The following is a 12,128-nucleotide window of genomic DNA, read 5'->3' on the forward strand; positions in this document are numbered from 1 at the left end:
ACGCCCTGTGATCGGGCGCACACGGGCCCGGCCGGGATGTCGGTGGCGTACGGCAGGATGGGGCGGATGAGCCAACACCGGACGAGCGGCGACGGAGCGGGCGGCGACCCGATGAGCCACGCATTGCCGGAGTACGTGGAGCGGGTCCTCGATGTCGCCGACCTGATCCCGCCCGGCCGCGTCATGACGTACGGCGATGTCGCCGAGTGGCTGGGCGAGGGCGGGCCGCGCCAGGTCGGCCGGGTCATGTCGCTGTACGGGGCCGCGGTGCCGTGGTGGCGCGTGGTGCGCGCCGACGGGTCGCTGCTCCCCGGCCACGAACTGCGGGCGCTGGACCAGTACCGCGCGGAGGGCACCCCGCTGCGCGAGGCGTCGCGCGTCGTGGAGGGCCATCTGCCGCGCCTCGACATGAAGCGGGCGCGGTGGGACGGCGTCACCGCGGGCGGCGGCGCGGACCGGGACAAGGGCGGAGGTGCTCACACCTGACAGCTTCGGCCATCCGGCGGCACGGCGGGCGGCGCCGGGGCCGTACGAGATGCGGGAAGTGGCCCGGTCCGGGAGCCGTGGCGTACGGCAGGACGCGATCCGGCAGGCGAATCGCGCGGTGGGGCGCCGTGACTCGGGGCGATGTGACGCGGGCCTCGGTGACGCGAGCCTCGGCGGTGCGGGGCTCGGCGGTGCGGAGTTCAGTGGTGCGGAGTTCAGTGGTGCCGAGGAGCTCGACAGCACCCGCCACGCGGCGCGGGACGGGGCCGGTGACGGCACCCGTACCCCGGAGCCGCCCGGCGAAGGGGTCCGCGCTCCGGACGGGACCCGCGAGGGCATCCGAGCCCCGGAGCCGACCCACGACCGCATCCGAGCCCCGGAGCCGACCCACGACCGCACCCGAGCCCCGGAGCCGACCCACGACCGCACCCGCGCCCCGGAACGTGACGAGGCACGCAGCGCTCTCGTCCCGGATCGTGCCTCCGCTGGCGTAGCTTCGTAAGTTCGCGGCACGCACCGCACCCTCGGCATCAGCACACCCACCAGGACCGGCGAACCACGTGAGCTCCTCCTCCTTCACCCGGCACAGTCCGCACCGCCAGACACGGCAGCGGGCCGCGGGCGCGTACCGGCTGGTGCGCACTCCTCCGGGCTCCGTGGACCCTCCTCTCCTGGACGCAGCACAACGCGCCGTGGTTGATCACCCCGGGGGACCGCTCCTGGTCCTCGCGGGCCCCGGCACCGGCAAGACGACCACGCTCGTCGAGGCGGTCGCCGCACGCATCGCGCGGGGCGGCGACCCGGCCCGCGTCCTGGTCCTCACCTTCAGCCGCAAGGCCGCCGTGGAGCTGCGCGACCGGATGGCCGCCCGGCTGGGCGCCGCCCGCGGACCACAGGCCACCACGTTCCACTCCTTCTGTTACGCGCTGGTCCGCGCCCACCAGGACGCCGACCTCTTCGCCGAACCGATGCGGCTGCTGTCCGGTCCGGAGCAGGACGTCACCGTCCGAGACCTGCTCGCCGGGCAGCTCGAACTGGAGCGGGACGGCTTCGCGCACATCCGCTGGCCCGACGAGCTGAGGGCCTGCCTGACCACGCGCGGCTTCGCCGACGAGGTACGAGCGGTGCTGGCCCGCAGCCGCGAATTGGGCCTGGGCCCGGACGCGCTGGCCGCCTTCGCCCGCCGCACCGGCCGCCCCGACTGGGGCGCCGCCGCAGAGTTCCTGGCCGAGTACCTGGACGTGCTGGACGCGCAGGGGGTGCTGGACTACGCGGAGCTGGTGCACCGGGCCGTGCTGCTCGCGGAGCGCCCGGAGGTGTCGGCGCTGCTCGCGGGGCAGTACGACGCGGTGTTCGTCGACGAGTACCAGGACACGGACCCGGCGCAGGTACGGCTGCTGCACGCGCTGGCCGGCAACCGGGGGAGCGCCCGGGGTGCGGGGGGCGGCCGGGACCTGATCGCCTTCGGTGACCCGGACCAGTCGATCTACGCGTTCCGGGGCGCCGATGTGAACGGCATCCTCGACTTCCCGGAGACGTTCCGGCGGGCGGACGGCGCCCCGGCTCCGGTCGGTGTGCTCACCACCTCGCGGCGTTCCGGCGGACAGCTGCTGGCCGCCACCCGGCTGCTCACCCGCCGGATGCCGCTGACCCGGCTGCCCGCGGCCAAGGTCCGCGCCCACCGCGAACTGGCCGCGGTCCGCGAGGGCGGCACCGTGGAGGTGTACACCTACCCGACCGCGTCCACCGAGCTGGAGAACATCGCCGATCTGCTGCGCCGTGCGCATCTGGAGGACGGCGTCCCGTGGAACGAGATGGCGGTGCTCGTACGGGCCGGCGGCCGCACGCTCCCCTCGCTGCGCCGGGCCCTGACATCGGCCGGCGTGCCCCTGGAGGTCGACGGCGACGACCTTCCCCTGCGCCATGAACCGGCCGTGGCCCCGCTCCTGACAGCCCTGCGCACAGTCGCGACCGCGGCCCTGCGCCGGGGTGCGCCGGGCGCGGAGGACGCAGAGGGCGCGGAGGACGCGGGGGCGGGGGCTTCGGAGGCAGAGAGCGCCGAGGCGGGGGCTTCGGAGGCCGAGGGCTCAGAGACCACGAGTGTGGAAGCGGTGGGCGCGGAGACCACGGGTGTGGAACCGGTGGGCGGCGAGGACGCGGAGGCGTCCTCCTGGCTGGACACCGAGACCGCCCTGGCCCTGCTCGCCTCCCCCCTCGGCTCCATGGACGCGGCCGACCTGCGCCGCCTCGGCCGGGCCCTGCGCGACGAGGAGCGGGCCGCCGGGAACCGCCTGCCGGCGCCCTCCGGCGACCTGCTGGCGCGGGCGCTCGCCGAGCCCGAACGGCTCGTCGCGCACGATCCGGCGTACGCCCGCGGCGCCCAGCGCCTCGGCGCACTGCTGCGCAAGGCGCGAGAACTCCTCGAAGGCGGCGGCACCGCGGAGGAGGCCCTGTGGGCCCTGTGGTCCGGCACCCCGTGGCCGGGCCGGCTGGAGCGCGCCGCGCTGCGCGGCGGAGCGGGCGGCCGCAACGCCGACCGTGACCTCGACGCCGTCTGCGCGCTCTTCGACACCGCGGCCCGCGCCGAGGAGCGCACCGGCGGGCGAGGGGCGCTCAACTTCCTGGAGGAGGTCGACGCCCAGGACATCGCCGCCGACACCCTCTCCCGTCGAGCGGTGCGCCCCGACGCCGTACGGCTGATGACCGCGCACCGTTCCAAGGGCCTTGAGTGGCGCCTCGTCGTCGTCGCGGGCGTGCAGGAGGGGCTCTGGCCGGACCTGCGCCGCCGCGGTTCGCTGCTGGAGGCGGACCGGATCGGCCGCGACGGCCTGGCCGAACCGCTCACCCCCGGCGCCCTCCTCGCCGAGGAACGCCGGCTCTTCTACGTCGCGGCGACCCGCGCCCGCGAACGGCTCGTCGTCACCGCGGTCAAGGCGCCCGCCGACGACGGCGACCAGCCGTCCCGCTTCCTCACCGAGCTGGGCACCGAGCCGCGCGACGTCACCGGCCGGCCCCGCCGCCCGCTCGCCGTCGCCGCGCTGGTCGCCGAGCTCCGCGCCACCACGGTCGACCCCGAAGCCTCCGACGCCCTGCGCGAGGAGGCCGCCCGCCGCCTCGCCCGGCTCGCCGCGCTCACCGACGACGAGGGCCAGCCGCTCGTACCCGCGGCCCATCCGTACCGCTGGTGGGGCCTGTACGAACCGACCCGCTCCACCGTCCCGCTCCGCGACCGGGACCAGCCCGTGGCCCTCTCCGGCAGCGCGCTCGACCAGCTCGCCAACACCTGCGCGCTCCAGTGGTTCCTGGGGCGCGAGGTCAAGGCGGACGCCCCGGCGACGGCCGCGCAGGGCTTCGGCAACGTGGTCCACGTACTCGCCGACGAGGTGGCCTCCGGACGCACCCCCGCCGACCTCGCCGTCCTGATGGAGCGGCTGGACTCGGTCTGGGACGGACTCGTCTTCGACGCCCCCTGGAAGTCCCGGCAGGAGAAGGAACAGGCACGGGCCGCTCTCGAACGCTTCCTGCGCTGGCACGTCATGGACCGCGCCGCCCGCACCCCCGCCGCGAGCGAGCACGACTTCGACGTGACGCTGGGGGCGGGGGAGTACCAGGTGCGCATCCGGGGCTCCATGGACCGCGTCGAACAGGACACCGAGGGCCGCGCCTACGTCGTCGACTTCAAGACCGGCAAACAGTCCCCGACCAAGGACGAGGTCGCCCGCCACCCCCAGCTCGCCGTGTACCAGCTGGCCGTCCGGGAAGGCGCGGTCGACGACGTCTTCGACGGCAGGCGCCCCGAGCCCGGCGGCGCCGAACTCGTACAGCTGCGCCAGCCCGCCCCCAAGAAGGAAGGCGGAGACGCCCTGCCCAAGGTGCAGGCACAGGAACCGCTCGCCGGTGAATGGGTCTCCGACCTGCTGGCCACCGCGGCCGGCCGGGTCCTGGACGAACGCTTCACCCCCACCACCGGCCAGCACTGCACGCACTGCTCCTTCCGGGCCTCGTGCAGCGCCCAGCCGGAGGGCCGCCACGTCCTGGAGTGAGCGGGTGGGCGGGTGAGCAGGCGGCAGCAGGCGTGCGGGTGAGCAGGCGGGCGGGCGAGTGAGCGGGGACGGAGGTTCCTCGGCGCCGCCGGTTGGGCGGAGGTTCTTCGGCACCGCCGGTTGTCGGTGCGGCCGGTTAGCCTTTCTGGGGTGTCCTCACGTATCACCGATCCCGACCAGCTCAAGGAGCTCCTCGGGATCCCGTTCACCCCGGAGCAGACGGCCTGCATCACCGCGCCGCCCGCCCCGCAGGTGATCGTGGCCGGAGCCGGGTCGGGGAAGACCACGGTGATGGCGGCCCGCGTGGTGTGGCTGGTGGGCACCGGCCAGGTCGCCCCCGAGCAGGTCCTCGGACTGACGTTCACCAACAAGGCCGCCGGTGAGCTCGCCGAGCGCGTCCGCAAGGCCCTGATCGCGGCAGGCGTCACCGATCCCGACGCCATCGACCCGGACAACCCCCCGGGCGAGCCCAGCATCTCCACGTACCACGCGTTCGCCGGCCGGCTCCTCACCGAGCACGGGCTGCGGATCGGCCTCGAACCCACCACCCGCCTCCTCGCCGACGCCACCCGCTACCAGCTCGCCGCCCGTGTGATGCGCGAGGCCCCCGGCCCGTACCCGGCCCTGACCAGGTCGTTCCCCACCCTGGTCAGCGATCTGCTGGCGCTCGACGCCGAGCTCGCCGAACACCTGGTACGCCCCGAACAGCTCGCCGAGTACGACACCGGCCTCCTGGCCGCGCTCGAATCGGCCCGGCTCAGCAACGCCGAGCTGCGCAAAATCCCCGAGACCGCCGAGGCCCGCCGTGAACTGCTCCGGCTGACCCGGCGCTACCGCGAGGCCAAGAAGAGCCGCGACCTCCTCGACTTCGGCGACCAGATCGCGCTCTCCGCCGAGCTCGCGCTCACCCGCCCCGAGGTCGGCACGATCCTGCGCGACGAATTCCGGGTGGTGCTGCTCGACGAGTACCAGGACACCTCCGTCGCCCAGCGGCTGCTGCTCTCCGCCCTCTTCGGTAGCGGCCCCGAGGGAACGACCGGGCACGCCGTCACCGCCGTCGGTGACCCCTGCCAGGCGATCTACGGCTGGCGCGGCGCCTCCGTGGCCAACCTCGACGACTTCCCGCTGCACTTCCCGCACACCGACGGCACCCCCGCCACCCGCCACTCCCTCAGCGAGAACCGCCGCAGCGGCGGCCGGCTCCTGCACCTGGCCAACGGGCTCGCCGAACCCCTGCGCGCCATGCACGAGGGCGTCGAGGCGCTGCGCCCCGCCCCGGGCGCCGAGCGCGACGGCATCGTCCGCTGCGCCCTGCTCCGCACCCACGCCGAGGAGATCGACTGGCTCGCCGACTCGATCGCCCACCTGGTGCGGACCGGCAGGGCACCCGGTGAGATCGCCGTCCTGTGCCGTACCGCGGGCGACTTCCCGGAGATCCAGGCAGCGCTGGTGGCCCGCGACATCCCGGTCGAGGTCGTCGGCCTGTCCGGGCTGCTGCACCTGCCCGAGGTCGCCGACCTCGTCGCGGTCTGCGAGGTGCTCCAGGACCCCGGTGCCAACGCCTCCCTGGTCCGCCTGCTCACCGGCCCCCGCTGGCGGATCGGCCCCCGCGACCTGGCCCTGCTCGGCCGCCGGGCCCGGCTCCTCGTGCACCGCGCGGCCCACGGCGACGACGAGGACTTCGACCCGGACCGCCGGCTCGCCGAGGCCGTCGAGGGCATCGACCCGGCCGAAGTGATCTCGCTCGCCGACGCGCTGGACACCTTCCTCGAATCGGGCGGCGAGGAGGACGACGGGCTTCCGTTCTCCACCGAGGCCCGCATCCGCTTCGCCCGCCTCGCCGCCGAACTGCGCGACCTGCGCCGCTCGCTGGCCGACCCGCTGATGGACGTGCTGCACCGGGTTCTGGCCACCACCGGGCTGGAGGTCGAGCTGTCCGCGTCGCCGCAGGCCCTGGCCGCCCGCCGCCGCGACACCCTCGCCAACTTCCTCGACGTCGCCGCCCGCTTCGCCGCCGCCGACGGCGACGCCACCCTCCTCGCCTTCCTCGGCTTCCTGCGCACCGCCGTCCAGTACGAGAAGGGCCTGGACAACGCCCTGCCCGGCGGCGAGAACACCGTCAAGGTCCTCACCGCCCACAAGTCCAAGGGCCTGGAGTGGGACGTCGTCGCCGTGCCCGGCCTGGTCGCCGGCCAGTTCCCCAGCGGCCAGTCCCGCGACGCCTGGACCGCCCAGTCGAAGGTCCTCCCGCACGCCCTGCGCGGGGACCGGGCGACCCTCCCCGACGTCCACTCCTGGGACGCCAAGGGGCTCAAGGCGTTCAAGGAGGAGATGAAGGAGCACCAGCACACCGAGGAACTCCGCCTGGGATACGTCACCTTCACCAGGCCCCGCACCCTGCTGCTCGGCTCCGGCCACTGGTGGGGCCCGTCCCAGAAGAAGCCGCGCGGCCCGTCCGGCTTCCTGCACGCGCTGTACGAGCACTGCGCGGCCGGACACGGCGAGATCGAGATCTGGGCCGACGAGCCGGCCGAGGACGAGGAGAACCCGGCGCTCGACGCGAAGGCCGCCGACCGCGCGTGGCCGCTGCCGCTGGACGACACCGCGCTGATCCGCCGCCGCACCGCCGCGGACACGGTGCTGGCACACCTGGAGGCCCTGGCCACGGCGGGGGGCGTGCCGGACGTGTACGAGGCGCTGCCCGATGCCCCGGGGCCGCACGACGAGCCGTACGACGACGGGTTCGACGAACCGTACGACGACGGGTACGACGCCCCGTTCCCCGATGAGGCCGGCGTAGGGGCCGGTGACTGGGACACGCTGTCGACGGAGCCCCCCGCGGCCCCCGCCTCCGCGCCGCCCGCCCCCCGGCCGCACGTCCCGGCCGCCCGTACCCCCAAGCCCGCCGGGGAGCAGCACCCCGGGGAGCAGCACCCCGGGCCGCACCGCCTCACCCCCGAGGAAGCCCGCACCCTCGCCTCCTGGGACCGCGACCTCGACGCCCTGGCCGGCGAGCTGCGCCGCGCCCGCGCCACCGTGCGCGACGTCCTCGTACCCGCGTCGCTCTCCGCCACCCAGCTGCTGCGCCTCGCCGACGACCCCGACGGCTTCGCCCAGGAGCTGGCCCGTCCGATGCCACGGCCACCGCAGCCCGCGGCCCGCCGGGGCACCCGTTTCCACGCCTGGGTGGAGTCCCGCTTCGAGGAGCTGCCGCTGCCCATGCTCGGGCCCGACGAGCTGCCCGGCGGCGACGGGAGCGACGCCGAGATCGCCGACGAGCGCGATCTCGCCGCACTCAAGGAGGCCTTCGAGCGCACCCCGTACGCCCGCCGCACCCCGTACCGCGTCGAGACGCCGTTCCAGATCACCCTGGCCGGCCGGATCATCCGGGGGCGCATCGACGCGGTGTACCGCACCGGCGACACGTACGAGATCGTCGACTGGAAGACCACCCGCGCCAACACCGCCGACCCCCTCCAGCTCGCGGTCTACCGCCTGGCCTGGGCGGAACTGCACGACCTGCCGCTCGCCGACGTGACCGCCACCTTCCTGTACGTGCGCAGCGGCGAGACCGTCCACCCCGAGCGCCTGCCGGGCCGGGCGGAGCTGGAACGCATCCTGCTGGACGAACAGCCGGACTAGGACCGGCCCCCGGGCCGTGCCGCCTTGGGCCGTGCCGCCTTGGGCCGTGCCGCCCTGGGCCGTGTCCGGCCTAGGACCGCGCAGGCCGGTCGATCAGCAGCTGCGCGCGGGCGGTCGTGAACAGCCGCCGCTGCGTGGCGAGCCTGCCGGGGGTGGCGGCGGTGTCGAGGAGCAGCTGATAGACCTGGCCGGCCTCGCCCGGGACGAAGACCTCGACGCGCTTGCGGGGTTCGCTCTGGCCCGCCCAGTGGTAGTCGATCTCCAGCCAGAGCGCGCTCCGGCCGTTCTGCCGGGTGGTGTGGGTCCTGGCCTTCAGCCCGGCCATCGACGACCTGGCCGTGTCGCGGTACCAGGCGAGCTGCCCGGCGGAGGCGTCCTGGGCGGTCGCTCCGTACGACGTGTCCCGCTTGACGCTCATGTCATGGGCACCGTCCGGGGACATCCAGTTGCTCTGGATGGCGTTTCTCTCCTTCCGGGTCCAGCCGTCCGGCACGGCGAAGACGACCGTGAGACCGCGCTCTTCGACCCGGCGCCACCCCTCGGGCACCGGAGGCGGGCCGGACCGCGACGGCCCCGAGGGCACGGCGCCGGGCCCGTCGGTCGCACCCGGGGAACCGGGCCGATCCGGTGTGGACGAGGCCGGGGCGGCCGGAGCACCGGCATGGTCGGCGACGGTCCGGTTGACCGAGGAGCCGCCGACGAGCGGGATCCCCAGCACCGCCAGCAGCAGACCGACGACAGCGGTGACCGCCGAGACCCACGCGGCCGTCTCCCCGGACCGCCGGCCCGGCGGCGTACCCGCACCTGAACCGCTCAACTCCCTCTCCCCCCGCCGCCCGGGACGGGCACCGCCCCGCTGGGCCATTCAGGAGGCCATTCAACTGGAGGAGCGGCGCCACCGACAGGTATCCGGCCACAGCGGTGCGGTAAGGGCCGGGAACCTCGGGCGGGAGGACCCCGCCGGGCGAGGCACTAGGCTCAAGGCCATGAGCGACACCCCGGACAGCGCCGTCCGTACGTACACCGAGCAGCACCGCACAGCCTTCCTGGACGACCTCGCCGACTGGCTGCGCATCCCCTCCGTATCCGCCCAGCCGGAGCACGACGGGGACGTACGGCGCAGCGCCGAGTGGCTGTCCGCCAAGCTCAAGGAGACCGGTTTCCCGGTCACCGAGATCTGGGAGACGCCCGGCGCCCCGGCGGTCTTCGCCCACTGGCCCTCCGACGAGCCGGACGCCCCGACCGTCCTGGTCTACGGGCACCACGACGTACAGCCCGCCGCCCGCGAGGACGGCTGGGACACCGACCCGTTCGAGCCGGTGATCCGAGACGGCCGGATGTACGGGCGGGGCGCCGCCGACGACAAGGGGCAGGTGTTCTTCCACACCCTCGGCGTCCGGGCCCACCTGGCCACCACCGGTCGCACCGCCCCCGCCGTCAACCTCAAGCTGCTGATCGAGGGTGAGGAGGAGTCCGGTTCGCCGAACTTCCGCGCCCTGGTCGAGGAGCGGGCCGAGCGGCTCACCGCCGACGCGGTGATCGTCTCCGACACCGGCATGTGGGACGAGTCGACCCCCACGGTCTGCACCGGCATGCGCGGCCTCGCCGAGTGCGAGATCGAGCTGTACGGCCCCGAGCAGGACATCCACTCCGGTTCGTTCGGCGGCGCGGTCCCCAACCCGGCGACCGCCGTGGCCCGGCTCGTGGCCGCACTGCACGACGCGGACGGCCGGGTCGCGATCCCCGGCTTCTACGACGGTGTGGCCGAGCTCACCGACACCGAGCGGGCGCTCTTCGCCGAGCTGCCCTTCGACGAGGCCACCTGGCTGCGCACCGCCAAGTCCCGGGCGGCATCGGGCGAGGCCGGATATTCCACGCTGGAACGCGTCTGGGCCCGCCCCACCGCCGAGGTCAACGGCATCGGCGGCGGCTACCAGGGCGCCGGAAGCAAGACCATCATCCCGTCCTCCGCGCTGGTGAAGATCAGCTTCCGGCTGGTCGCGGGCCAGGACCCCGACCGGATCCAGGACGTGGTCCGGGCCTGGGCGGAAGCACGGATCCCGGCCGGTGTCGGGCACCGGATCACCTTCGCCCCGGCCACCCGCCCCTGCCTGACCCCGCTGGACCACCCCGCCCTGCAGGCCGTGGCCCGCGCCATGGGACGGGCCTTCGGCCAGAAGATCCTCTTCACCCGCGAAGGAGGCTCGGGGCCCGCCGCCGACCTCCAGGACGTGCTCGGCGCACCCGTCCTCTTCCTGGGCATCTCCGTACCGTCCGACGGCTGGCACGCCCCCGACGAGAAGGTCGAGCTGGACCTTCTGTTCAAGGGCGTGGAGACGACCGCGCACCTCTGGGGCGAGCTGGCCGCCGCACTCCGCTGAATCCTCTGAACACCCGATCCATCCCGGGGGAGTAGGAAGCACCTGTGAGCACCTTCGACAACGCCACCGCAGACCGGCCCATCGGTCTCACCGCGCCCAGCGGCATCGACCGCGCCGCGCACCACCGCCTCGACGAGGCATGGCTGTCCGCCGCGTGGAGCCACCCGACCACCCGCGTGTTCGTCGTCTCCGGCGGCCAGGTGCTGATCGACGACACCGCCGACGGCGGCACGGAGATCGTCATGACCCCGGCCTTCGAGGCCCCGGTCACCGAGACCCACCGCTACTTCCTCGGCACCGACGAGGACGGCGTCAGTTACTTCGCGCTCCAGAAGGACTCCCTGCCCGGCCGCATGGACCAGCCGGCCCGCCCGGCCGGGCTGCGCGAGGCCGGTCTGCTGCTCGGCCCGCGCGACGCGGGGCTGATGGTGCACGCGGTGGCCCTGGAGAACTGGCAGCGCCTGCACCGCTTCTGCTCCCGCTGCGGCGAACGCACGGTCATCGCGGCGGCCGGCCACATCCGCCGCTGCCCGGCCTGCGGCGCCGAGCACTACCCGCGCACCGACCCCGCGGTGATCATGCTCGTGACCGACGACCAGGACCGCGCCCTGCTGGGCCGCCAGGTGCACTGGCCCGAGGGCCGCTTCTCGACGCTCGCCGGCTTCGTCGAGCCGGGGGAGTCGATCGAGCAGTCCGTGGCGCGCGAGGTGTTCGAGGAGGCGGGGGTCACGGTCGGCGAGGTCGAGTACATCGCCAGCCAGCCCTGGCCGTTCCCGTCGAGCCTGATGCTCGGCTTCATGGCCCGGGCCACCTCGTCCGAGATCAATGTGGACGGCGAGGAGATCGAGGAGGCCCGCTGGTTCTCCCGCGAGGACCTGAAGGCCGCCTTCGAATCGGGCGAGATCCTGCCCCCGTACGGCATCTCGATCGCGGCGCGCCTGATCGAGCTCTGGTACGGCAAGCCGCTCCCGAAGCCGGGCAGCGTCGGCTGACGCCCGAGTGGGCCGACGACCCCGGCCCGTACGCGGACGCCCCCTCCGGTGCTCGACCGGAGGGGGCGTCGCCGTACGCGGGAGCGCCGGGGATCAGGCGGCGAGCGCCTGCTTCACCTGAGCCAGCGACGGGTTCGTCATGACGGCCTCGGCACCCGTGTCACCGACCACGAGAACGGTGGGAACGGTCTGGTTGCCCCCGTTGGCCTTCTCGACGAAGGCCGCGGACTGCGGGTCCTGCTCGATGTTGATCTCGGTGTACGCGATGCCCTCGCGGTCCATCTGGCCCTTGAGCCGGCGGCAGTAGCCGCACCACGTGGTGCTGTACATCGTCACAGTGCCCGACATGTCTAGGCGCTCCTCTGTCTCGTCTGTCTCGTCGGTCTTCCCGGTCTCGTCCGAACCCGTCCGAACCCGTCCGACCCTGTCCGTCTCATCCGGCACGCGGAGACATCCGTCACGCGGACAAGCCGGACCGTGCGTCACCGCACGGAAGAGGAACGTACGCGAGGCAACCACCATTCCCGCCACCGCCGCCCGGAACGGCACCGGCACCGCCGTCGTCCCGCGCGTCGCCGTTCCGC

At 74.2% G+C, this 12,128-nt stretch carries 8 protein-coding genes; 6 read left to right on the plus strand and 2 right to left on the minus strand.

Annotated elements, in window-relative coordinates; all coding sequences use genetic code 11:
* The first annotated feature begins 66 nt into the window (after nt 1-66).
* From ACGF8B_RS05310 to ACGF8B_RS05325, 4 genes are all read left to right on the plus strand, one after another.
* Nucleotides 67-486 carry an MGMT family protein gene (locus tag ACGF8B_RS05310; protein WP_392734970.1) on the plus strand — a complete coding sequence of 140 codons (420 nt, stop codon included), beginning with the start codon at nt 67-69 and terminating at the stop codon, nt 484-486.
* Entirely contained in the window at nt 473-988 is a 516-nt protein-coding gene (locus tag ACGF8B_RS05315; RefSeq protein ID WP_392734972.1) for a hypothetical protein, read from the plus strand. Before ACGF8B_RS05310 ends, ACGF8B_RS05315 begins: the two co-directional genes overlap by 14 nt.
* 58 nt (nt 989-1,046) lie before the next feature.
* Nucleotides 1,047-4,529: an ATP-dependent helicase gene (locus ACGF8B_RS05320; protein WP_392734974.1), complete on the plus strand. Its 3,483-nt coding sequence runs from the start codon at nt 1,047-1,049 to the stop codon at nt 4,527-4,529.
* A gap of 150 nt (nt 4,530-4,679) precedes the next feature.
* Nucleotides 4,680-8,171 (plus strand): UvrD-helicase domain-containing protein, encoded by a 3,492-nt coding sequence (locus ACGF8B_RS05325; protein ID WP_392734975.1) that lies wholly within the window; start codon nt 4,680-4,682, stop codon nt 8,169-8,171.
* A 70-nt stretch (nt 8,172-8,241) separates the two neighbouring features.
* Here the strand turns inward: ACGF8B_RS05325 and ACGF8B_RS05330 are convergent, their stop codons facing one another.
* On the minus strand, nt 8,242-8,988 hold the full coding sequence (locus ACGF8B_RS05330; RefSeq protein ID WP_392734977.1) for a hypothetical protein: 747 nt from the start codon (nt 8,986-8,988) through the stop codon (nt 8,242-8,244).
* 169 nt (nt 8,989-9,157) lie between these two features.
* Between ACGF8B_RS05330 and ACGF8B_RS05335 the strand changes: the two genes are divergently transcribed.
* Both ACGF8B_RS05335 and nudC read left to right on the plus strand, forming a co-directional pair.
* Nucleotides 9,158-10,552 (plus strand): dipeptidase, encoded by a 1,395-nt coding sequence (locus ACGF8B_RS05335; protein ID WP_392734979.1) that lies wholly within the window; start codon nt 9,158-9,160, stop codon nt 10,550-10,552.
* A gap of 44 nt (nt 10,553-10,596) precedes the next feature.
* Nucleotides 10,597-11,544, plus strand: a complete 948-nt coding sequence (gene nudC / locus ACGF8B_RS05340) for an NAD(+) diphosphatase (protein WP_259928770.1) — start codon at nt 10,597-10,599, stop codon at nt 11,542-11,544.
* Nucleotides 11,545-11,637: 93 nt separating this feature from the next.
* Here the strand turns inward: nudC and ACGF8B_RS05345 are convergent, their stop codons facing one another.
* Nucleotides 11,638-11,892, minus strand: a complete 255-nt coding sequence (locus tag ACGF8B_RS05345) for a mycoredoxin (RefSeq protein WP_124716514.1) — start codon at nt 11,890-11,892, stop codon at nt 11,638-11,640.
* Between the last annotated feature and the right edge of the window lie 236 nt (nt 11,893-12,128).

Source organism: Streptomyces sp. NPDC047917, assembly GCF_043204345.1.
GTDB lineage: Bacteria > Actinomycetota > Actinomycetes > Streptomycetales > Streptomycetaceae > Streptomyces > Streptomyces sanglieri.

What these genes read in the sequence shown, in the direction of transcription:
- ACGF8B_RS05310 (WP_392734970.1), top strand. Translation starts at nt 67, where the DNA reads ATGAGCCAACACCGGACGAGCGGCGACGGAGCGGGCGGCGACCCGATG.
- ACGF8B_RS05335 (WP_392734979.1), top strand. Translation starts at nt 9,158, where the DNA reads ATGAGCGACACCCCGGACAGCGCCGTCCGTACGTACACCGAGCAGCAC.
- ACGF8B_RS05345 (WP_124716514.1), bottom strand. Translation starts at nt 11,892, where the DNA reads ATGTCGGGCACTGTGACGATGTACAGCACCACGTGGTGCGGCTACTGC.